18 protein-coding genes are annotated in these 22,498 nt (G+C 43.2%); 7 read left to right on the plus strand and 11 right to left on the minus strand.

Annotation, left to right across the window (positions count from 1 at the left end):
- Nucleotides 1-128: 128 nt before the first annotated feature.
- From fre to trxA, 5 genes are all read right to left on the minus strand, one after another.
- Nucleotides 129-842: an NAD(P)H-flavin reductase gene (gene fre, locus VSA01S_RS17345; protein WP_039980291.1), complete on the minus strand. Its 714-nt coding sequence runs from the start codon at nucleotides 840-842 to the stop codon at nucleotides 129-131.
- Nucleotides 843-1,043: 201 nt separating this feature from the next.
- The gene (ubiD, locus tag VSA01S_RS17350; protein ID WP_039980290.1) at nucleotides 1,044-2,900 is read right to left on the minus strand and encodes a 4-hydroxy-3-polyprenylbenzoate decarboxylase; all 1,857 of its coding nucleotides are present in this window, start codon (nucleotides 2,898-2,900) and stop codon (nucleotides 1,044-1,046) included.
- Between the two features lie 113 nt (nucleotides 2,901-3,013).
- Complete coding sequence (locus VSA01S_RS17355; RefSeq protein WP_039980289.1) at nucleotides 3,014-3,982, minus strand: hypothetical protein; 969 nt, start codon at nucleotides 3,980-3,982, stop codon at nucleotides 3,014-3,016.
- A 107-nt stretch (nucleotides 3,983-4,089) separates the two neighbouring features.
- Nucleotides 4,090-5,349, minus strand: coding sequence for a transcription termination factor Rho (gene rho, locus VSA01S_RS17360; protein WP_021711257.1), 1,260 nt, complete (start codon nucleotides 5,347-5,349; stop codon nucleotides 4,090-4,092).
- A gap of 194 nt (nucleotides 5,350-5,543) precedes the next feature.
- Nucleotides 5,544-5,870, minus strand: a complete 327-nt coding sequence (gene trxA / locus VSA01S_RS17365) for a thioredoxin TrxA (RefSeq protein ID WP_039980288.1) — start codon at nucleotides 5,868-5,870, stop codon at nucleotides 5,544-5,546.
- Between the two features lie 111 nt (nucleotides 5,871-5,981).
- Between trxA and rhlB the strand changes: the two genes are divergently transcribed.
- Both rhlB and gppA read left to right on the plus strand, forming a co-directional pair.
- A complete protein-coding gene (rhlB, locus tag VSA01S_RS17370) occupies nucleotides 5,982-7,295 on the plus strand; it encodes an ATP-dependent RNA helicase RhlB (RefSeq protein WP_039980287.1) in 1,314 nt (437 codons plus the stop codon).
- Between the two features lie 20 nt (nucleotides 7,296-7,315).
- On the plus strand, nucleotides 7,316-8,809 hold the full coding sequence (gene gppA / locus VSA01S_RS17375; protein WP_039980286.1) for a guanosine-5'-triphosphate,3'-diphosphate diphosphatase: 1,494 nt from the start codon (nucleotides 7,316-7,318) through the stop codon (nucleotides 8,807-8,809).
- Between the two features lie 177 nt (nucleotides 8,810-8,986).
- Here the strand turns inward: gppA and VSA01S_RS17380 are convergent, their stop codons facing one another.
- The 3 genes from VSA01S_RS17380 to recQ all read right to left on the minus strand — a co-directional run bounded on the left by VSA01S_RS17380 (nucleotide 8,987) and on the right by recQ (nucleotide 12,045).
- Nucleotides 8,987-9,655: a 7-cyano-7-deazaguanine/7-aminomethyl-7-deazaguanine transporter gene (locus tag VSA01S_RS17380; protein WP_039980285.1), complete on the minus strand. Its 669-nt coding sequence runs from the start codon at nucleotides 9,653-9,655 to the stop codon at nucleotides 8,987-8,989.
- A 239-nt stretch (nucleotides 9,656-9,894) separates the two neighbouring features.
- Nucleotides 9,895-10,200 carry a DUF3630 family protein gene (locus tag VSA01S_RS17385; RefSeq protein ID WP_039980284.1) on the minus strand — a complete coding sequence of 102 codons (306 nt, stop codon included), beginning with the start codon at nucleotides 10,198-10,200 and terminating at the stop codon, nucleotides 9,895-9,897.
- Between the two features lie 12 nt (nucleotides 10,201-10,212).
- Nucleotides 10,213-12,045, minus strand: coding sequence for an ATP-dependent DNA helicase RecQ (recQ, locus tag VSA01S_RS17390; protein ID WP_039980283.1), 1,833 nt, complete (start codon nucleotides 12,043-12,045; stop codon nucleotides 10,213-10,215).
- 178 nt (nucleotides 12,046-12,223) lie between these two features.
- Between recQ and rarD the strand changes: the two genes are divergently transcribed.
- The 3 genes from rarD (at nucleotide 12,224) to VSA01S_RS17405 (ending at nucleotide 14,772) form a co-directional block, all read left to right on the plus strand.
- Complete coding sequence (gene rarD, locus VSA01S_RS17395) at nucleotides 12,224-13,117, plus strand: EamA family transporter RarD (RefSeq protein WP_039980282.1); 894 nt, start codon at nucleotides 12,224-12,226, stop codon at nucleotides 13,115-13,117.
- A 97-nt stretch (nucleotides 13,118-13,214) separates the two neighbouring features.
- Nucleotides 13,215-14,012 (plus strand): AraC family transcriptional regulator, encoded by a 798-nt coding sequence (locus VSA01S_RS17400; protein ID WP_039980281.1) that lies wholly within the window; start codon nucleotides 13,215-13,217, stop codon nucleotides 14,010-14,012.
- Nucleotides 14,013-14,112: 100 nt separating this feature from the next.
- Nucleotides 14,113-14,772, plus strand: coding sequence for a LysE family translocator (locus VSA01S_RS17405; RefSeq protein WP_039980280.1), 660 nt, complete (start codon nucleotides 14,113-14,115; stop codon nucleotides 14,770-14,772).
- Between the two features lie 763 nt (nucleotides 14,773-15,535).
- Here VSA01S_RS17405 and uvrD read toward each other — a convergent pair.
- From uvrD to VSA01S_RS17425, 3 genes are all read right to left on the minus strand, one after another.
- The gene (uvrD, locus tag VSA01S_RS17415; RefSeq protein WP_039980279.1) at nucleotides 15,536-17,710 is read right to left on the minus strand and encodes a DNA helicase II; all 2,175 of its coding nucleotides are present in this window, start codon (nucleotides 17,708-17,710) and stop codon (nucleotides 15,536-15,538) included.
- Nucleotides 17,711-17,820: 110 nt separating this feature from the next.
- A complete protein-coding gene (gene tsrA, locus VSA01S_RS17420) occupies nucleotides 17,821-18,102 on the minus strand; it encodes an H-NS-like global regulator TsrA (protein ID WP_021711243.1) in 282 nt (93 codons plus the stop codon).
- A gap of 92 nt (nucleotides 18,103-18,194) precedes the next feature.
- On the minus strand, nucleotides 18,195-19,388 hold the full coding sequence (locus tag VSA01S_RS17425; protein ID WP_193789248.1) for a multidrug effflux MFS transporter: 1,194 nt from the start codon (nucleotides 19,386-19,388) through the stop codon (nucleotides 18,195-18,197).
- Between the two features lie 105 nt (nucleotides 19,389-19,493).
- Here VSA01S_RS17425 and VSA01S_RS17430 point away from each other — a divergent pair, with 105 nt between their 5' ends.
- Nucleotides 19,494-20,435 (plus strand): LysR family transcriptional regulator, encoded by a 942-nt coding sequence (locus VSA01S_RS17430; RefSeq protein ID WP_039980277.1) that lies wholly within the window; start codon nucleotides 19,494-19,496, stop codon nucleotides 20,433-20,435.
- A 182-nt stretch (nucleotides 20,436-20,617) separates the two neighbouring features.
- Nucleotides 20,618-22,408 (plus strand): aminopeptidase P family protein, encoded by a 1,791-nt coding sequence (locus VSA01S_RS17435; protein WP_039980276.1) that lies wholly within the window; start codon nucleotides 20,618-20,620, stop codon nucleotides 22,406-22,408.
- Nucleotides 22,409-22,498 lie beyond the last annotated feature (90 nt).

A 22,498-nucleotide genomic window follows, 5' to 3' on the forward strand; every position in this document is an offset into this window, starting at 1 on the left:
GGCAGTTTGACATCGAGCGCAATAGTTTTTTTTAAAAAAACCAGAAAAAAAACATGTTCGTTGGTTATTTAATCAAAACCACAAAAAAGAGGATAAACATTCCTCTTTTTTTGCTCAATATTACTTAATTAAATAAAAGCAAAAGCATCTGCAAACATTCTATCGCTCTTCGCTTTCTTATTTTGTGTAAATTGCTCTCGAGCAGCTCCCGCCATTTCAAATCGCCCCGCAATGTAAATATCGTAATGTTCAAGACTTTCAAAGTCATCACAAACTGCTTGTAATACATTTCCAACTTTACCTTGCCATTCTTGCTCAGTATCTTCAATTACAGGAATAAAGTGTACGTGTGCAAGTTGATTTGCAATCTCAGTAAGCTCTTCTTTGGCGTATAACTGATGGCCATCACGAGCTCCCCAGTAAAGGTGTATAGGGTTCGTTTTATTTTGTGCCACACAATGATCTAATATTGAACGCACATAACTAAAGCCCGTACCACCAGCAATAAGTAATAACGGACGCTCACTTTCTTCTTGAATCCAAGCATCACCGTGTGGAGCATCAATTTCAATATAACTCCCCGTTTCTAAAGCTGCTTGGATTGCTTCAACCACTTCTAGAGCATATGCATTATGCTCAGCAGCACCAATGTGTAGCTCCAACTCTCCCGCATGACGACATGGACTGCTTGCAATAGAAAAAGGTCGTTTATCTTTTTCTCCCATCACGACCATTAAATATTGGCCTGCTTTAAACTCCACTGGTGATTCAGGCTGTAAAAGAATTTTGTAGGTGTTGCAAGCTAATGGTTCTATAGACTTGACTTTACATTGGATTGTCATGATGTTCCTCTCGCTTACTCTGTAAAGGTAAGTACTGAATTACTTTCTACACAGGCTAAGTAGAAAAGAGCTTAGCCTTGCTGATTTTTATACTATGGGAGAGATATTTAGCCCCTCCCCATTGCTCTGCTGCTCTGCGTACAAATTATACTTACACAAGTGAAGAGCAATTTGGCAAACAAAGGTATGGTTGAACGTAGCTTACAAGATATCAAGCTGCTCCCAAATTTTATCGACTTGAGACACTAGTGTAGGATCTTTTTTGATTGGCGTACCCCATTCTCTTGTGACTTCAGTTTCGAATTTATTGGTTGCATCTAAACCGATCTTAGAGCCACTCTCGCCTTTCTGGCTCATTTTTATAGTGTCTCGGTTTGGATCCATTCGTGTCGTTATCGCCCAAATCACATCGTTCCAATCATAAGCATTAACATCGTCATCACACACAATAATAAACTTATTTTGATGTGTCTTATCAAAAAAAACCCATAGGTACTCTAATAACTCTCGTGATTGATCTGCTTGCGTCTTTTGCATCGTTACAATTGTAAATTGACCTTGTGCACTTTCTGGCTGATAAATTTCCACAATGTCTGGGCGCTGTTGTTTCAGCTCTACTAACTCCGCTTCATTAAGCATTCTATTACTGTTGTTTTGATGCAGTTGTGAACATAACTTCTCCTCGGCATCCCATTTTATCGTTGCATCTAAGCCCATTTTTGATCCCAGACCAACAACAGGAGAAGCAAAATCGAGTGAATCGATTGGCGTATTGTCAATCATTAAGCAGTCCCTAACCGGATCCATATGCAAAGTCATTGCTTTAACAACATCATCCCAACTTCGAGCATTCACAGACTCATCACAGACAATCACAAATTTCGTGTACATAAATTGGCGCAAAAAAGACCACACTCCCATCATGACCCGCTTAGCATGGCCCGGATATTGTTTTTTAATCGTGACAACAGCCATTCGATAGGAGCACCCTTCCGGTGGAAGGTAGAAATCTTCAATTTCAGGAAACTGCTTTTGTAAGATAGGCACAAAAACTTCATTCAGAGCAACACCTAAAACCGCAGGTTCATCAGGTGGGCGACCGGTATAAGTACTGTGGTAAATAGGGTCTTTACGCATGGTGATATGCGTAATAGTAAAAACATGATGCTTTTCTTTTTCGTTATAATAGCCAGTATGATCCCCATAAGGGCCTTCGTCAGCAAACTCCGCGGGGTCGATATATCCTTCTAAAACAATTTCTGCACTGGCAGGTATTTCTAAATCGTTACTGATTGACTTTACCACTTCAGTTTTACTGCCACGTAATAAACCAGCAAAAGCATATTCAGACAATGTGTCTGGAACAGGGGTTACAGCACCAAGAATAGTGGCAGGATCAGCGCCAAAGGCAACGGAGACTGGAAACGGCTTCCCTGGATGTGTTTCCATCCAGTCACGTAAATCGAGCGCACCACCACGATGGGCCAACCAACGCATAATGATTTTATTTTTCGCAATCTTCTGTTGACGGTAAATACCAAGGTTCTGACGTTTTTTATTAGGGCCTTTGGTCACCGTTAAGCCCCAAGTGAGTAATGGAGCAACATCATCAGCCCAACAACTCATCACCGGAATTCTATCCAGATCAACATCATTACCTTGCCAAACCACTTCTTGACAAGGTGCCTTACGTAGCCGTTTAGCTGGCATGTTGAGAACTTGTCGAAACACAGGAAGTTTCTCAAGTGCATCTTTAAACCCTTTTGGTGGCTCAGGCTCTTTCAAGTACGCCAGTAGCTTACCGACTTCTCGTAGTTCTTGTACATGATCTCTACCCATACCTATTGCTACGCGTTCCGTTGTTCCAAATAAATTGGTCAAAACAGGGACATCATAGCCAATTGGGTTTTCGAACAATAACGCCGGACCGCCTGCTCTTAATGTACGATCACTGATCTCTGTCATTTCATATGCGGGGTCAACAGGATGTGTGATTCTCTTAAGGCATCCTTTCTGCTCTAGATGGTCAATAAATTCACGTAAATCCTTAAAAATCATAAGCTTTCAACTGGTTAATTTAAACTACTTCCAGTATAACAAATAGGACCGTAGTAAGATCCCCTTATTTTATGTGGGTATAAAAATCTCAAACATTCTAAACCATATAAAATTTAGTTATCTTCTGCTTTCTTCTTACTTGACACGGCTGTATCAAATCGAGCGTTATCTATCTGATCGGTTAACTCTTTTACTACCCAGGCTCTTTTCAGATGTGCCGTTTTACCGCTTAAGAATTGCTTTACTTCTAAAGACATTGGTTCTATATCAGCCAGAAGCTTCATCGCGTAAGGTTTTAACGTAGGGTTTGCAGTAGCATTCATCATTTGCTGCAAAGAAAATTCATCACCTGACTCTGACAGCCTTAGCAACTCAGTTTGACCATGGTAGTCAGCTCGCATGCGCCATAACATATCGTACACACTGCTATCACCAGTCAATTGCGCCAAACGGACAACTATCGGAGTCGAAGGTAGCCAGCTGGTAACGTTACTGCAAGTCAGTTGCTTCGTCAGCTCATTTAATGCTTCTGAAGAAAAATGCTCAAGTTCATTAATCAACAAAGCTTCACGTGACTTTTTCAACTGAGGCTTTTCTGACAGCCATATTTTTAAGTTCAGTTCATAGCGTTCTGCTTGTAATGCAAGCTCTTTTCTTTCTCGCTCTAGTTTCCAACGTTTAAGTATCCGGCTTGCAACAACAGGAAAATTAAACGCAGGTACACTAAATTCATAGCCATCACCATACTCTAAGATTTGATATTTAGGTGTGAGTCCCATTTGAGACTGAACAAAAGAGCTAAGCTTTTCTGTTGATGGCACTGCTTGCTGCTCTAACTGCTCTAATAGCAGTAATCGAACGACTTCTTGCTGAAGGGCTGTTAATTGAGTCAGGGAATATTTTACTCTCTTAATATCATCATCAGAGATATCTTCGAGTAACTTAGAGACCGTATTAACTAAGTAGGCATCCTGAAGCCACTGCTCCACTTCGAGAGACTGCATTTCCTTCGCAGAAACCAATATTGGTAAAGTAGACAGTGACATATATAGGAGTAAAGACGACAACATTCCGTGTTGCATGTTAACCTCCCGATAACATTTACATCATTCTGCGACTTATATCAAAGGAAAGCAACAAAAAAACCACTGATATTCAGTGGCTTTTTATAAAGGTGATTTATATCGAATTATTGACGACGCATAGCATCGAAAAATTCATCATTGGTCTTCGTCATGGCCAATTTATCGATTAAGAATTCCATAGCATCAGTTTCACCCATAGGATGAACAATTTTGCGCAGAATCCACATTTTCTGTAATTCGTCATTTTTGGTCAATAGCTCTTCGCGACGAGTACCACTGCGATTAAAGTCAATCGCAGGGAATACACGTTTCTCAGCAATCTTGCGGTTCAAGTGCAGTTCCATGTTACCTGTACCTTTAAACTCTTCATAGATAACTTCATCCATTTTAGAGCCCGTATCGACAAGTGCTGTTGCAATAATTGTTAAGCTACCGCCTTCTTCCACATTACGTGCAGCACCAAAGAAACGTTTTGGACGATGCAAAGCGTTAGCATCAACACCACCTGTAAGTACTTTACCCGATGAAGGAACAACCGTGTTATAAGCACGAGCAAGGCGAGTGATAGAATCAAGCAAAATAACAACGTCTTTTTTGTGCTCAACAAGACGTTTTGCTTTTTCAATAACCATTTCGGCAACTTGAACGTGACGGGAAGCAGGCTCATCAAACGTAGATGCGATCACTTCACCTTTAACCAAGCGCTGCATTTCGGTAACTTCTTCAGGACGTTCATCGATTAGAAGTACCATTAACTCACATTCAGGATGATTGTAGGCAATGCTTTGAGCGATATTCTGGAGCAACATTGTTTTACCCGCTTTTGGCGGAGCAACAATTAAACCACGCTGACCTTTACCAATTGGAGAAGCTAGGTCTAGAACACGGGCCGTGATATCTTCGGTTGAGCCATTGCCGCGCTCCATCACCATTCGTTCATTGGCATGCAGTGGTGTCAAGTTTTCGAAGAGAATCTTGTTACGTGCATTGTCTGGCTTATCATCGTTAACGGTATTAACTTTCAATAAGGCAAAGTAACGTTCACCGTCTTTGGGTGGGCGAATTTTACCAGCGATAGAGTCGCCAGTTCGGAGATTGAAACGACGAATCTGGCTTGGAGATACGTAGATGTCGTCTGGGCCAGCAAGGTATGAGCTGTCGGCACTACGTAGAAAACCAAAACCGTCTTGCAGAATTTCCAAAACCCCGTCACCAAAGATGTCTTCGCCGCCTTTGGCATGTGCTTTTAAGATAGCGAAGATAATATCTTGCTTTCTTAAACGTGCTAGGTTTTCAAGTCCTAAGCTTTCGCCAAGTTTAACAAGGTCAGACACAGGTCTGTTCTTCAGTTCAGTTAGGTTCATGGTTGTGGATTCTTGTTTAGTCAAAATAGGATCTGTTTTCAAGTTAGATGGATTTGGTCTCAGGAGCGACCAAGAAGAGAAACTGTTCAATTAGCGTGCAATAAGTTAGCACTATTTATTAGTCTAGTCCAGAGTTAGAAAAACAAAACCGTGTATTACGACTCTACACGGTTTTATCTCTAATCACAGGATGATCATATGTTTGCGTCTAAAAACTCTTTGAGTTGAGTCTTAGATAAAGCACCGACTTTCGTTGCTGCTACATTACCGTCTCTGAACAATAGTAGCGTTGGAATGCCACGAATACCAAATTTAGGTGGCGTACCAGCATTGTGATCAATGTTTAGTTTACCGATAGTGAGCTTGCCCTCATACTCATCTGCTATTTCATCTAGGATAGGGGCAATCATTTTACAAGGACCACACCACTCCGCCCAGAAGTCAACCAGAACAGGGCCTGCAGCATTGATTACGTCGTTTTCAAAACCGTCATCTGTAAGCTGCAAAATCTTATCACTCATCTTCCACTCCAATGTGTTTTTTGAAACTGGTTGGGTGATAACCAGTAAATAGATGCCCTATTGGAATGTATTTACTTTCGTATTGCAAGCTTTAGCTGATATTCTATAACAATGAAAAAGACACATATCACAGAGCAAAAGTTCGCCGACTTGGGTTTACACCCCCAAGTACTTGAAGGTTTGGAGCAAAAAGGGTTTGAGTTTTGTACCCCTATCCAAGCTTTGGCGTTGCCGGTACTGCTCACCGGCCGAGACATTGCAGGCCAGGCCCAAACGGGCACTGGTAAGACTCTTACGTTCCTTACTGCTACTTTTAATTACCTTTTGACAACACCAGAACATGAAGGACGTCAGCCAAATCAGCCTCGTGCAATTATTATGGCGCCAACGCGTGAGCTGGCTATTCAGATCTTTAATGATGCGAAGCCTCTTATCGAGAGCACTGGCCTGAAAGCAGCTTTAGCCTATGGTGGCGAAAGCTATGATAAGCAGCTCGCTCAACTACAGAATGGGGTTGATATCCTCATTGGTACAACAGGTCGTATTATCGACTTCAACAAACAGCGTGTATTTAACTTGAATAGCATTCAAGTGGTTGTACTAGATGAAGCCGATCGTATGTTCGATTTAGGTTTTATTAAAGATATCCGCTTCCTATTTAAAAGAATGCCAGAACCCAAAGAACGTTTGAATATGCTTTTTTCTGCAACATTGTCATATCGCGTACAAGAGCTAGCATTTGAACATATGAACAGCCCTGAACCCATTGCTGCTGAACCAGAGCAAAAAACAGGCCATCGCATCAAAGAAGAGCTCTTTTATCCTTCTAATGAAGATAAAATGGCGCTACTACAAACTCTAGTCGAAGAAGACTGGCCAGATCGTGCAATTATCTTTGCCAACACCAAACACAGATGTGAAACCGTTTGGGGCCATCTAGCCGCTGACGGCCATCGCGTTGGCCTTCTCACTGGTGATGTACCACAGAAAAAGCGTGAAAAAATTCTTGACCAGTTTACACGTGGTGATGTCGATATTCTCGTTGCGACAGATGTTGCTGCACGTGGATTACATATTCCTCAAGTGACTCACGTATTTAATTACGACCTTCCTGATGATTGTGAAGATTATGTTCACCGTATCGGCCGTACTGGTCGCGCAGGAGAAAGTGGACATTCGATCAGCTTTGCTTGCGAAGAGTACGCAATTAATCTCCCAGCAATTGAAGAATACATTGAGCATATTATTCCAGTATCAGAATACGACGCCTCTGCACTGCTGCAAGAGCTTCCTGCTCCAATGCGAATGCGTTCACCAAGAACCCAGCAACGTCGCACTAACACGGGTGGATCTCGTTCTGGAAATCGTAAACATCAGGGACGCCGTCCGCGCCAACCGCGCCCGTCAGCACCCAAGCAAGCTTAAATAGGATATTGAAGCCACTTATGAGTCAAGCAGGAACATCACCACTGTATGCCGCTATCGACCTCGGTTCAAACAGCTTTCATATGCTCGTCGTCCGCCATATCGACGGGAGTGTGCAAACCCTGGCTAAAATTAAGCGTAAAGTCCGCCTTGCTGCAGGCTTAAATGAGCATAATGAACTTAGTGTGGAGGCCATGCAAAGAGGATGGGACTGCCTAAGCTTGTTTGCCGAACGCTTGCAGGATATCCCTAACACCAATATTCGTATTGTTGGCACTGCCACCTTGCGGACAGCAACCAATGCCGATGAGTTTCTAGCTAAAGCCAACCAGATCTTAGGCCAACCTATCGAAGTCATCAGTGGTGAAGAAGAAGCGGCGACCATTTATAAAGGTGTTGCCCATACCTCTGGAGGCAGCGGCCGACGCTTAGTGGTCGATATCGGTGGAGCCAGCACAGAGTTAATTATCGGAGAAGGGTTTGAAGCCAAAGCCCTGACCAGCCTAAAAATGGGGTGCGTCACTTGGCTAGAAAGTTTCTTCAAGGATCGTCAGCTCACTGCCTGTAACTTTAACGCCGCAATTAATGGTGCCAAGCAAGTACTGCAACCTATCTTAGAGCAATATACAACGCTTGGCTGGGATGTCTGTGTTGGCGCTTCAGGAACCGTGCAAGCATTACAAGAAATAATGCTTGCACAGGGTATGGACGAAGTAATTACTCACTCCAAACTAAAGCGTTTGCAGAAACAGGCCATGCTGGCGGACCATCTAGAAGAACTTGATATCGAAGGCCTAACTCTAGAACGTGCCCTCGTTTTCCCAAGCGGATTATCCATTCTGATCGCTATTTTTGAGCTACTCAATATCGATGCGATGACCCTCGCAGGCGGCGCACTTCGTGAAGGCTTAGTATATGAAATGGTTGATGAGCTTCGTCAAGAAGATATTCGAGCTCGGACAATTAACAGCATTCAAAGCCGCTACCAGCTCGACAGTAAATATGGGGAGCAAGTCGCTAATAAAGCCAAAGTCTTACTGGAGCAAGTAGGTGGAGAAGAATGGGTTCCTGAGCCCCAAGGGCAGATGTTACTTGAGACAGTAGCGAAGCTACACGAAATTGGTTTAACTATCGACTTTAAACAAGGAGGCGATCACAGTGCTTACCTGCTTCAGCACCTTGATTTACCGGGCTATACTCGCGCCCAAAAACTGTTTATCGCTGAGGCCGCACGTCGTTATCGTGAACAATTGACTTCCTTACCAGAGCAGCATGCAATCTCTGGAGTCAGTGCTAAACGTATTCTTCGTTTGTTACGTCTTGCCGTACTTTTAAGTCATCGCCGTAACCCTGATCTGGAGCCTCACACGGTTCTCTCTGCCCGTGGAGATCAACTTACTCTTCATTTGGACAAACAGTGGTTGCAAACAAACCCTCTTACCACCGCGGAATTGGAAATTGAGGCAAACCGCCAAACTGACATTGGTTGGCCACTGATCATTGCCACCGAATAACCACGAATGGTACATCTCATCATTATCTCTAGCATCATTTGATAGAAACACTCTAGAGTAAAATATAATGGTATAAAAAAGCCTGACTCCGATTGAATCTCGCAGTCAGGCCTTATTACATCTCAGGCAGCAAACTTTATCGTAAAGCGAAGGTAACCCCACCAGCCATACTCGCTCCTAAACAGTAATACCTACCTTAAAGCTAGGATTCACAGCCGTGAGTTTTTTCACTAGGTAATTTAATAACAGCCCATACATAGGAACAAACAAGCCAAGACTGATGATCAGTTTGAACCCATAATCAACCAAAGCAATCTCAGTCCAATGTTCCGCCATGAACGAGTCGGAGCTTTGATAAAAAGCAATTGCAAAGAAAGCCAACGTATCTAATGCATTACCAAATAGTGTCGAGCACGTTGGCGCAACCCACCATTGCTTCATCTGACGTAGGCGATTAAAGACATAAATATCCATTATTTGGCCAAGTAAATAAGCCATAAAGCTGGCAATGGCAATACGTGCGACGAAGAGATTGAACTCTCCAAACTGACTGAAGCCCTGAAATTGTCCTTCAAAAAAGAGTACCGAAAGCAAATAAGATACAAGCAATGCCGGTAACATCACTAAAAAGATGATCTGACGTGCCGTTTTTGCGCCAAAGATACGCACCGTGAGATCCGTCGCTAGAAAGATAAACGGAAACGTGAAGGCTCCCCAAGTGGTATGAAGACCAAAAATCGTAAAGGGAATTTGAACCAGATAATTGCTTGAGGCAATAATAACGAGGTGAAATAGCACCAAGTAAGTTAGGGCGTTGCGCTGCTGCGCAGGGGTAAAGTTACTCATTTTGTACCTTTTTAGTTTGGTTTGGGGGTGAGGGAACCCAAATCGAGTGCTTGTCTAGATAGATAGCCACTCTCACCAACAATGTTAACAAAAAAATAGTGACGCGAGACACTCTCACCGTCAAGCGGCCGGTGATTATACATTAACCACTTTTTGCCGCAAGTCATCGATTTTAAGCAAACGTTTAATTAAAAAAGCGTGTTTCACATGAAACACGCTTTTGTTTTTAGCTCTACTTTCTAGAAGCCGCGCTGAAATAATCCGGCTAAATAGTTAAGTTCTTCTTCACTCTGATCAGCTGCTAAAGCTTCGAACCAAATGGCTTCACTATAATGCTCTGCTTTCATGAAAAGTCGGCAGCCTTCAAAATCAATAAGCCATGAATGGATATCCGCATCCCACTGCTTTTCGATGACACTTGCTGACAACAAGTTGATCAATCTTTGTCCTAATAATGGGAAGGTATCGAGATCAAAGCTTGGGCAAGTAATAATTAATCGCCCCTCTTCCACCAGATATTCCGCTAAACCAAACTCATGCTGCATTTACATTCCTTATTAACGCTGAGTAATATGTTCCTGGATGAGGTCAAGGAACGCATCAGCATATTTTTCCAGTTTACGTTGTCCCACCCCACTCACTGCCAGCATTTCACCATAAGAAGTAGGCAAGATATCTGCCATATCAATCAGGGTTGCATCACTAAACACCACATAGGGAGGCAATCCATCCTCATCGGCAATGGATTTGCGTAATTTGCGTAATTTAGCAAACAATTTTTTATCGTAGTTTTTGCTGCTCAACTTATCGGATTTTGCCGCGCGAGCCGCGGTATCCAAACGAGGAACCGCTAATTCCAATGAAATATCACCTCTCAGCAAAGGACGCGCTTCTTCGGTGAGCTGTAAAGTTGAATTGCGGGTGATGTTTTGACACAGTAACCCTTTATGAATCAGCTGACGAAAGATGCTGATCCAATAATCATGGCTATGGTCTCTCCCGATCGCGTAAGTTGAAATTTTATCGTGGCCATTTTCCCGTACACGGATATTTTGCATCCCCCTCAAAACTTCAACCACGTACCCCATACCAAAGCTTTGATTAACTCGATAAACACACGATAACGCCTTACGCGCTTGCTCTGTCGCATCGAAGCGTTTAGGTGGGTCTAAACAAATGTCACAGTTACCACATGGCTTTTCACGATATTCTCCAAAATAGTTCAATAATACTTGGCGACGACAAGTCTGAGCTTCGGCAAAAGCACTCATCGCATTCAGTTTATGACTTTCAACCTGCTTCTGTGGCCCGTCATCTTTTTCATCTAGCATACGACGTAACCAGCTAATGTCTGCTGGGTCATACAGCATCATGGCTTCAGCGGGTAAGCCATCACGACCTGCTCGCCCTGTTTCTTGGTAGTAAGACTCGATATTACGTGGGATATCAAAGTGGACAACAAAACGCACGTTAGGCTTGTTAATCCCCATCCCAAATGCCACAGTAGCAACCACAATCTGAATATCATCACGTTGAAACGCTTCTTGCACATAAGCTCGTTCATCAACGTCCATACCCGCGTGGTAGCCAGCCGCTCGAATATGGTTATTACAGAGCTTTTCCGTCACCATCTCCACTTTTTTACGGCTGCCACAATAAATGATCCCGCAATGCCCTCTTTGGGTATCTAAATAACGGAGAATCTGTGAGATTGGCTTATGTTTCTCTACCAAGTTATAGCGAATATTTGGTCTATCAAAGCTGCCTAGATAAACTTCTGGTTCATTGAGTTGTAAACGATCAAGAATATCTTTGCGCGTTGCATCATCAGCGGTGGCGGTTAAGGCCATAAAAGGCACATGAGAAAACTGCTGCTTGAGCTGGCCCAGTGCCGCATATTCTGGCCTAAAGTCATGACCCCATTGTGAAATACAATGCGCTTCATCAACGGCAATCATATTTAGTGGCAGCGCCTCTAACCGTTCGATAAAGTCACGCATCAGGACACGCTCTGGCGAGACATAAACTAGTTTTATCTGCCCTGCATGCATACGGTTATAAATATTAATCAGAGTTTCTCGCGACATCGTCGAATTAACACACTCTGCTGCTACGCCGTTGGCTTTCAATTGATCAACTTGGTCTTTCATCAAAGAGATCAGTGGTGAAATGACCAAAGTAATTCCTTCTCTAACCAAAGCAGGGATCTGATAACATAATGACTTCCCGCCACCCGTCGGCATAATCACTAAGCTATCTCGACCTTCTACCGCTGCATCAATGACCTTTTGTTGACCATCACGGAAAACGGTATAACCAAACACCTCTTCAAGAACTTGTTGGGGCGTGATCGGCAAATCGGATTGTTCGGCTAAGACAGTCGAAGTCATGGGAAATCTCAGGTTGGGTCGTTAAAGGAAGGCGCCAAACAGGCTACCCATTTGCAAGACAGGCGAACATTGTAAAGGGGTTTGATCGCGAATAAAACCGCAAATTGTTAGATGATTTCATAAGCAACTTTATATAATATCGTTTGCCTTATTAAATAAAAGGGAAATGTGCTTAATCATGACGACTGAGCGACAAGACACAAAACATGGGGCGCTTCTGGCGATTAGCGCTTACACCATGTGGGGCATTGCCCCCATCTACTTTAAATCTATTCATCATGTTGCTCCGTTAGAAATATTAAGTCACCGGATAATCTGGTCATTTTTTCTTCTGGCAGCTTTGCTCTATTTCGGCCGTCATGGACGTTTAGTTCGAGATATCATCAAGAACAAAACAAAAATGCTTTACCTACTCGCAACCGCCGTCTTAGTCGGAACAAACTGGCTGATTTTTATTTGGGCTATTCACGCAAATAAAATGCTTGATGCTAGTCTTGGCTATTATATTAATCCGTTGTTCAATGTATTGCTGGGAATGCTTTTCCTCGGAGAGAGGCTGCGTAAACTCCAATGGTTAGCGGTAACTTTAGCCGCCTGCGGTGTACTGGTGCAATTATTGATCTTTGGTTCTGTTCCTTTGATTGCTATTGTTCTCGCTACGACGTTTGGCTTGTATGGACTTCTACGGAAAAAAGTCAGCGTCGATGCGAAAACAGGCTTATTTATCGAAACCGTGGTCATGCTCCCTGCCGCTCTGATTTACCTGTTATTTATCACAGACACCCCAACATCAAATCTACTTAATAACACTTGGCAGTTAAACGCGCTTCTTGTTTCAGCGGGCATTATTACCACCTTACCCCTACTTTGCTTCACTGGTGCGGCGACACGCCTTAAGCTTTCTACTTTGGGCTTCTTCCAATACATTGGTCCCAGCTTGATGTTCTTGCTTGCAACTTTGATTTACGGTGAAGCATTCACATTGGACAAAGCAATCACCTTTGCCTTTATTTGGAGCGCTTTACTGATCTTTAGTATCGATGGTTTACGAAGCAATCGTCAGCCAAGTTAAACTTCCCCATAACGTTTATTTTTTACAAGACAATTTACAAACAGCACGATAAGCTTGGTTAATAAACAACCAAGCTTTTTTACTTTGACTGCGCTGCATGGAAAAAATTAGACATTACTCAACTGAGCATACTGACTTAAGCTTAATCGAAGCAAAATACCAAAAGTTTGCTTTTCGAAGCCATTATCATCTTGATTTTCATCTCGGTTTAATCACACAAGGTGAACAAAAGTTTGTCTGCAAAGGCCAGCATCATCAAGTCGGGCCTGGTCAGATCGTCATCATGCCACCCGATGAGCTGCATGATGGTGAATCCAAACTAGACTGCGGTTATGAAGTTAATGTCTTTGCTATCGAGCCCAGCCTTTTAGGGGATCTAACCGATCTTAAGCACCATGGTCAAATCATCAGCTTTAATCAATTGATCATCTCCGATCCTCTTGTATTTTCACAATTAATTAACTTACATCAATACCTTCGACGAGAAAACTTAAGCCAACTTGCTCAAGATTGCTTACCCTACGAAGGATTCCAGCCGCTACTTTCCAGATACGCCTGCGTTGATCAACAAAAAGTCACCGCACTTGGTAAACAGTCTTTAGCGACACTCAAGGACTACCTTATGGCCAACCTTGATCAAGCGGTACGCTTAGAGACCTTATCTCAACTCTGCCAACTGAGCCCAACTCAATTTCAACGTCATTTTAAAGCACAAACAGGCATGACTGCCTACGCTTGGTTTGCCCATTTACGACTAGAGCAAGGATTAAAACTGCTCAAAGCGGGTAATTGTGGTACTGATGTTGCCCATCAAGTCGGTTTTTATGATCAAGCCCATTTTAGTAAAGCATTCAAACAAACCTATGGCCTGTCTCCTTCACAGATCATTCGCTGAACTTCGACACCTAATTTGTAAATCTGCCATTTTTTTACAAGCCGTATAACCCAAGCCTATTCATAATCATCGTCTTAGTTCTACAGAAGTTGATATTGTTATGAATGAATCTACCGTTTTACTGACTCTCGCCACCATACATTTTATCGCACTAATGAGCCCAGGGCCTGATTTCGCTTTAGTAGTCCAAAATGCGACTCGATATGGCCGTCAAACCGGTTTTTATATCGCACTTGGCTTATCGGTGGGAATTGCCCTGCACTCTTTTTTAAGCTTAACAGGCGTCAGTTTTGTGATTCACCAGCACCCTCTTGTTTACACTGTGATTCAATTTATGGGTGGCAGTTATCTACTCTATTTAGGAATCAAAGCTTTACGAGGTGTGATCAGCTTGATCAAAACCCCCAACTCTGATCAACAAAGCAAGCCGACTAGCTTAGTGATCAGCAACAAGCGTCATGCATTTACTAAAGGCTTTATGACCAATATTTTAAACCCGAAGGCACTGGTATTTTTTGTCAGTTTAATGTCCAGCATTGTGCCTGTAGGTATGTCGACCGTTGGCAAAGCAATCGCATTAGTGATCCTATTTGTCTTATCACTGGTTTGGTTTTCCAGTTTGGCATGGATGCTATCAACACCACGCTTGCAACAACTCTTGCATCAAGTAGCGATCTATATTGATGGTATTTGTGGCGCAGTATTTACTTTGGTTGGCGGCAGTATATTTCTTACTACTTTAAGTCAATTTCTCCATTAGACAAATGAACCCAGCAGTAAGAATGAACACTATACCATCACTTAATAGGTGCCTTTTGCTCGCCTCTTTGTGCGAGATCGCTTACATCAGCTTAGGTAAAACACTCTTTATGTTGGGTAAAAAGCACTAAATAAAATCATAAGTCATTGAAAGATATCCAATTTAGCATTTTATCTTATCTGTCATATTTAAAAATGTGAGCTGTATACGTTGTCTGAATTCATCAAACACGTAATATTAACCCTGTCGGAAGGATTCTGACACGGAACAGGAAACATCATGGACTGATGAACTTCAGGATGAAGAAACGATGACTTAGGATGAGTGATCGGGCATTGGATGCAAAACGGACATTGAATGGAAACAATAGTAACTAGGATGGTTGCTACTATGGATAGACAATGGACTCCTCAGGAAGAGGAAAAGGACGATACATCAGGATGATGTAAAGGACACCGCTCATGGAACAAGTGATGAGAGCTAACTAGGATAGTTAGCAGACCAGGATAAGGTCATGGACACCGCTAGGATGGCGATGAAAGGATTAAGCTGAAGGAATACGGCACACTATCAAGGATTTGATGCAGGGAGCACCTTTAGTAGCTGGATTGCTGCGAGTAAAACTCTAACCCCGATGGGTGCAAACCCTCGGGGTTTTTCTTTGCCTAAAATCTGACTTACTAAAGCCGGAAAGAACCCCACAAGGGCGTTAAGCACAACCCTTGATTAGCCGACTTTGCTCATTTAGCTGCGAAACTAAAGTTTATAATTGTTCAAGCTTGGCATAAGCAGTAACCAGCCATTTTATCCCTTCTCCATTAAAGGCAATTTGCACTCGACTTTGTGGCCCACTTCCTTCGAAGTTAATGATGGTTCCTTCACCAAATTTCGGATGTTTCACCCTTGAACCAAGAGTAAAACCCGTCTCATTAAAGCTTTCTTTCACGGCGGTTTGGCTAAATCGACCACTACTCACAGTACGGCTTACCTTGGCTTTCATGCGTACTTCATCAAGGCACGTTTCAGGTAACTCACGAATAAAACGAGAAGGCTTATGGTATTTATCTTGTCCGTATAGACGGCGCATTTCCGCATAAGTAATATAAAGCTTTTGCATCGCACGGGTCATACCGACATAACACAAACGGCGTTCTTCTTCCAAACGCCCAGCTTCTTCGGCAGACATCTGACTTGGAAACATCCCTTCTTCTACGCCAACCATAAAGACCATTGGAAACTCCAAACCTTTCGCACTGTGTAGCGTCATAAGCTGAACCGCATCTTCAAATTCGTCCGCTTGCCCTTCACCCGCTTCCAATGCAGCATGCGTTAAAAATGCTGTCAACAATGACATATCTTCTGCTTCTTCAGGCTTTTCAAACTGACGAGTTGCCGTCACTAGCTCTTCCAAGTTTTCGATGCGTGCCTTTGATTTCTCACCTTTCTCCTGCTCATACATCGCAAACAAACCTGAATATTTGATCACATGGTCCGTTTGATGATGTAACGGCATGTCAATGGTGTCATCTTCCAATGCCGTAATCAGCTCGATAAAGCGGCTTAATGCACCAGCTGCACGACCAGCAAGTACCTTTTCATCTAGGAGCGCTACGCTGGATTCCCACATTGTGCAACCTCGATCACGGGCAGCAAAGCGGATTGTTTCTAGAGTTTTATCACCTAACCCTCGAGTGGGCGTATTCACCACACGTTCAAATGCAGCATCATCGTTACGGTTGGCCATTAAGCGCAGGTAACTCAATGCATCCTTAATTTCTTGACGTTCGAAGAAGCGCATACCGCCATAAATACGATATGGTAAGCCTGCCTGAATAAGGGCTTCTTCTAAAACACGTGACTGAGCATTATTTCGGTAAAGCATGGCTGTCTCGTTAAGAGCGCCCCCCTTATCTTGCCACTCTTTGATCTTGGTAACCGCAAAGCGTGCTTCATCAAGCTCATTGTAAGCGCTATAAACCGAGATAGGCTCTCCGACAGCTCCATCAGTCCAAAGCTCTTTGCCCATGCGTTCGGTATTATTCACAATCAAGGCATTGGATGCTTCTAAGATAGTTTTGGTTGAACGGTAGTTCTGCTCAAGGCGAATAGTGTTAACGCTTGGAAATTCCACAGTGAATTTTTCTATATTTTCAACTTTTGCCCCACGCCAACCGTAAATAGACTGGTCGTCATCACCAACGATCATAACGTGACATTCAGGCCCAGCCATCATCCGTAGCCAAGCATATTGAATATTGTTGGTATCTTGAAACTCATCGACCAAAATATGTTTGAATCGAGCCTGATAATGTTCACGGACAAATTTGTTATCACGTAGTAGCTCATGGGCACGCAGCAAAATTTCAGCAAAGTCGACTAAACCTGCACGATCACACGCTTCCTGATAGGCTGAATAAAGCTGTAAATAGGTTTTTGTCACTGGATCATGATAAGCATCGATATGCATTGGACGAAGGCCTTCATCTTTTTTCGCGTTTATCCACCACGCAACTTGACGTGCAGGCCACTGTTTATCATCAAGGTTCTGTGCTTTGATCAAACGTTTTAGTAAACGCAGTTGATCGTCGCTATCGATAATTTGAAAGTCTTCCGGTAGCTTTGCATCAAGATAGTGCGCACGTAAGATTCGATGACAAATACCATGGAAAGTACCATTCCACATTCCACCCGTGCTACCCATCATTAATTCTTCGATACGCCCACGCATCTCTGCCGCCGCTTTATTGGTAAAAGTCACTGACATAATTGAAAATGGCGAAGACTGCTCGACCGACATAAGCCAAGCAATACGATGAACAAGGACACGCGTCTTGCCGCTCCCTGCCCCAGCAAGGACCAGTAAGTTTTCTAAAGGTGCAGCAACGGCTTCACGTTGCTTATCGTTTAAACCGTCAATTAACAGGGAAGGATCTATCATGATGTGAGCTACTGGTTATTTATCCATAAAAAACGATTATAACCTAAACAGATCGCTCAGATGAGATAAAATATATAAAAAACTTCCCGGGAAATAACCGGGAAGTTTTATTATTTATTTAAGTAAGCAAGCAGCTCTTCTGGTGAAATGCCTTGTTGGGCTAATTTTTTGGCCATTAGCTCAACTTGCTCGCCTTTACGTGATTCTATTACTTGTTGAAACTGATAAACAATATCGCGTAATACTGGCACAGGAACTTGTTTTGCTGCGCTACGAATACGCTCAGAGCTTTGATTACCTAATTCATTAAGCAATTTACCAAACATCACCTTTTCTGGTGATTCTTCCATTTGCTCTAAAATACGAGCCATTTCATACGTGGTGAACGACATTACTTTACGAGTTCCGTTGTGGTGTCGAAAAAAATTCTGAATGACAAATATACACGCGTTAACTGGATTGGAAAATACTAAATTGCATTGTTTTACGCATTCGCCGCTTTTATATGCCAGCTTTTGCCAACTTTACTGAATAAAATCAACAATGCAGGTAATAAAAGCCACATATGAAGAGCAATTAAATTTTGTGGCTCCAATGACAAACGCTGCAAAATACCAACCAATAAACCAGAACCGCTCATCTGAAACAGCCCTAATAGAGCTGCTGCAGTGCCTGCTTTATCACCAAATGGCTCAAGTGCTTTACCTGCTGCAGTGCCTAAAATCCAAGCAAAACCGACTGAAGACAAAAATATTGGCAACATAAAACATAAAGCAGTTTCGTATCCACTCAGAGTTAACATCAATATGCCTGCTAAAGCCAACATCGCAATGCCCACAACTAATGTGTTATGAGTTCCCCAACGATCCATAAATTTAGGAGCTAGCATACATGCTGATATATTAAATATAGCATTTAGACCAAACCAAAATGTAAATTCATTCATCGACAAGCCAATATCTACCATTAGGACATTAGGTGCCGAAGTCACATAGGCCAAAATGACAGCCATTGAAAGTAAACACAATGATGCATGGAAAATAAACGATGGCGTCCTTAAAACCTGCCAGTATCGCTGCCAACTAAATACTGATTGCTTTGTCATGACTGGATTGGTTTCTTGCATACTGATAAATAGTATCCCACCAACGATGAAAGCGTAAAGCGCCATAAAACTGAAGTTTGCTCGCCAATCAAACTGCTGAGTCAACCAACTCCCTAGAATTGGAGCTAAGGCAGGAATAAAACAGATTGCTCCGTTAAGATAGCTGATCATACGACCACTTTTTTCAGGCCCAAACAGGTCTCGAACCGAAGCAAATGCAGCAACTGATGTTGCACATGCACCTACACCTTGAAGTAAGCGAGCCATCAGCATCCATTCAATATTATGTGCCCACCAAGCCAACAATGAGCTGAATGCATAAATAGAAATACCAGTAAGTGCAATAACTCGCCGCCCATATTTATCTGCTAAAGGCCCAGCAAACACCTGCCCCACTCCCATTGCGAATAAGAACCAAGTGATGGTATCTTGAGCCAGAGTGGTATCAACTTGAAATGTTGACGCAATCAATGGTAAAGCAGGCAGGTAGATATCAATTGCAAGTGGGCTAAACAAAACCAATAACGTCAAAAGCGCCATTTGTTTGTTACTATTTATTATCGGCAAGGACACAGCAGACTCCAAGGTAGGTAAAAAATCAGCCAAAGCATACCGACCTGCTGATATGAATGGAAATGATGTATACTCATTAACATTATTCCAAATAAGAAATACACTGTGAATATTGTCAAATTAGCACGTTTAGACCTTAATTTACTGGTTTGCTTTAAAGTCTTATTAGAAGAATTAAACGTCACCAGAGCAGCACATCGGCTTTGCCTCAGTCAGTCAACAGTCAGCAAGTCATTGGCGAAACTGCGCCAACAATTTAATGACCCTCTATTCATCCGACACTCTCATGGGTTAACGCCTACACCGCGAGCCCTTTTTCTAAAACCAAAGCTCGAACAATTAATAAACCAGCTTGAGGTTTTGGTTCAACCTGAAGAGTTTACGCCACACAATAGTGAATACCATTTTCATATCGCGACAGTAGAAAGTGCTTATCCGTTAATACTGCCTCATTTCTTACCTGTGATTTTCCAACAAGCACCAAGAGTCACTATCAGCACTCACTCTTGGTCTGAACAAACATTTAAGTTACTACAACGTGGTGCAATTGACTTAGGCATCACTGGACGAGATATCGATATTAACGATGCCAAGCTCACCATGCTGCCGCCTGATGATGTGTTTGAACAAGAGATCTACCGAGACCATCAGATGTGCATACTGAGAAAGAACCATCCCATTCTACAGAAAAAATGGAACTTAGACGCTTACCTTTCTCTGCGCCATGTCCAAGTTCGTTGTGATGGCAATGATCGTTGGTTACTCGATTATCGCTTGGCTGATATAGGCAAAGAACGGGATATCGCAGTTACCGTGCCCGACTTCAATAGTGCCGCAAGCTTGTGCACATATACCGACTTCATTTTTACCGCACCAAGCCACTTTATAAAACTCGCTGCAGCGCAACTTGATATGGCTTTTGTCCCTTTACCATTAGAGTTTCCCCCAATGGCCTATTCCTTGTTTTGGCACAAAGACAGAAAAAATGATTCTGCTTTAACTTGGTTGCGTAATATGATTACCCAAAAAACACATCACCTCAGATAAAAACCACCAACGGGGTTTGCGCTCTGCCGATAAAATGGGTAGCTTACTATCAAAGGTGATGATTTACCCACTAACATCTACTTTGCTGAGCACATGATGACGCTCAACATATTCGTGTCCCGCATACAATCAATGCAATGACCTATAGCATGATAAAACGGTAATTTGAAGGAATAGCACAGATGCACAATAATACTCAGAGTCGAGTGAATGCAATTCGCCAATGGCTAGCACAACACAATATTGATGCCCTACTTGTCCCACACGAAGATGAGTTTTTGGGCGAATACGTTCCAGCACACAACGAACGTTTATACTGGCTAACAGGCTTTACTGGTTCCGCTGGTGCAGCAGTGATTACTCAAGACAAAGCAGCCATTTTTGTCGATGGACGTTACACAGTACAAGTCACGAAACAGGTGCCTGCTGAACTTTTTGAGTACCGTCATCTTATTGAAGAACCAGCGCTAGATTGGGTCAAAGAGCAACTTGCAAACGGTTCATCTGTGGCCATCGACCCTCGCATGCACAGCTCAGCTTGGTTAGACATGGCACAAGAAAAATTGGCGGGGACACTTGAACTCAAGATCCTCGACAGCAACCCAATTGATGAACTTTGGCAAGACCGCCCCGCTCCTATGGTTTCTGATGTTCGCCTCATGGCAACCGAAGCCGTCGGCCAATCTAGCGAAAGCAAACGCCAAGAGATCGCAGAGTTAGTAAAAAAAGCAGGCGCAGACAGCGCAGTGATCACCGCACTCGATTCCATCTGCTGGCTTCTCAACGTTCGTGGTCTTGATGTATCACGCCTACCCGTTCTGCTCTCTCACGCGATTCTGCATTCAGATTCAAGCGTAGAATACTTCCTCGACCCCGCACGTCTTCCGACTGAATTTAACACTCATGTCGGGACAGGTGTCTCTGTTCACCACCCAGAAGCATTACAGACCAGATTGGAAGCACTGACAGGCAAAAAAGTTCTCGTTGACCCTGCGCTCAGCAATGCATGGTTTAAGCTGGTTCTACAAAATGCAGGCGCATCTGTGGTGCGTAAAGCAGATCCATGTCTGATGCCAAAAGCAGCGAAGAACGCAGTTGAAGTCGCAGGTATGAAAGCATGTCATATCCGCGATGGCGTTGCGATGAGTAAATTCCTATCTTGGTTAGATGCAGAAGTCGTTGCAGGTAACCTGCACGATGAAGCGACACTGGCTGACAAACTGGAAGCATTCCGTAGCGAAGACCCGACACTTATGGATCTTAGCTTCGATACCATTTCGGCAGCAGGTGGCAACGCGGCGATGTGTCACTACAACCACGAGAACCAACCTGAGCCAGGTAAGCTAGAACTGAACACGCTTTATCTTGTGGACTCGGGCGGTCAGTACCTAGATGGCACAACAGACATCACGCGTACCATCGCGATCGGTCAGCCTTCACAAGAAATGATTAAGCAATTCACTCTTGCTTTAAAAGGCCATATTGGCGTCGCTCGGGCACGCTTCCCGAAAGGCACTCGAGGTTACCAGATCGATACGCTAGCTCGCCAACACTTATGGGCAGAAGGCTATGACTACGACCACGGTACAGGGCATGGTGTTGGCCATTTCTTAAATGTTCACGAAGGCCCAGCAAGCATTTCCAAGCGCCAAATTGATGTGCCACTTACAAAAGGCATGGTGCTGTCCAACGAGCCAGGTTACTACCGTGCAGATGCATTTGGTATCCGTATTGAAAACCTAGAGCTTGTTGTGGAAACACCAACTCACGGTGACTTCCCTGTTCTGTCGTTTGAGTCGCTAACACGCTGCCCAATCGACAAGCGCAATATCAACGTTGATATGCTAACTCCTCCAGAACTTGCTTGGCTGAATGATTACCATCAGAAAGTCTGGGATGAGATCAGCCCACTTGTTGAAGGTGATGTGAAAGAGTGGCTTCGTCAAGCGACGCTACCTGTAGCACACAGTTAGAAACTAGAAACTAGAAACTAGAAACTAGAAACTAGAAACTAGAAACTAGAAACTAGAAACTAGAAACTAGAAACTAGAAACTAGAAACTA

Source organism: Vibrio sagamiensis NBRC 104589 (assembly GCF_007990935.1).
In the GTDB taxonomy this organism is placed as follows: Bacteria; Pseudomonadota; Gammaproteobacteria; order Enterobacterales; family Vibrionaceae; genus Vibrio; species Vibrio sagamiensis.

Excerpts from the sequence above, each read along its gene's own strand:
- fre (WP_039980291.1), bottom strand. The coding sequence starts at position 842 with ATGACAATCCAATGTAAAGTCAAGTCTATAGAACCATTAGCTTGCAAC.
- ubiD (WP_039980290.1), bottom strand. The coding sequence starts at position 2,900 with ATGATTTTTAAGGATTTACGTGAATTTATTGACCATCTAGAGCAGAAA.
- VSA01S_RS17355 (WP_039980289.1), bottom strand. The coding sequence starts at position 3,982 with ATGCAACACGGAATGTTGTCGTCTTTACTCCTATATATGTCACTGTCT.
- rho (WP_021711257.1), bottom strand. The coding sequence starts at position 5,349 with ATGAACCTAACTGAACTGAAGAACAGACCTGTGTCTGACCTTGTTAAA.
- trxA (WP_039980288.1), bottom strand. The coding sequence starts at position 5,870 with ATGAGTGATAAGATTTTGCAGCTTACAGATGACGGTTTTGAAAACGAC.
- rhlB (WP_039980287.1), top strand. The coding sequence starts at position 5,982 with ATGAAAAAGACACATATCACAGAGCAAAAGTTCGCCGACTTGGGTTTA.
- gppA (WP_039980286.1), top strand. The coding sequence starts at position 7,316 with ATGAGTCAAGCAGGAACATCACCACTGTATGCCGCTATCGACCTCGGT.
- VSA01S_RS17380 (WP_039980285.1), bottom strand. The coding sequence starts at position 9,655 with ATGAGTAACTTTACCCCTGCGCAGCAGCGCAACGCCCTAACTTACTTG.
- VSA01S_RS17385 (WP_039980284.1), bottom strand. The coding sequence starts at position 10,200 with ATGCAGCATGAGTTTGGTTTAGCGGAATATCTGGTGGAAGAGGGGCGA.
- recQ (WP_039980283.1), bottom strand. The coding sequence starts at position 12,045 with ATGACTTCGACTGTCTTAGCCGAACAATCCGATTTGCCGATCACGCCC.
- rarD (WP_039980282.1), top strand. The coding sequence starts at position 12,224 with ATGACGACTGAGCGACAAGACACAAAACATGGGGCGCTTCTGGCGATT.
- VSA01S_RS17400 (WP_039980281.1), top strand. The coding sequence starts at position 13,215 with ATGGAAAAAATTAGACATTACTCAACTGAGCATACTGACTTAAGCTTA.
- VSA01S_RS17405 (WP_039980280.1), top strand. The coding sequence starts at position 14,113 with ATGAATGAATCTACCGTTTTACTGACTCTCGCCACCATACATTTTATC.
- uvrD (WP_039980279.1), bottom strand. The coding sequence starts at position 17,710 with ATGATAGATCCTTCCCTGTTAATTGACGGTTTAAACGATAAGCAACGT.
- tsrA (WP_021711243.1), bottom strand. The coding sequence starts at position 18,102 with ATGTCGTTCACCACGTATGAAATGGCTCGTATTTTAGAGCAAATGGAA.
- VSA01S_RS17435 (WP_039980276.1), top strand. The coding sequence starts at position 20,618 with ATGCACAATAATACTCAGAGTCGAGTGAATGCAATTCGCCAATGGCTA.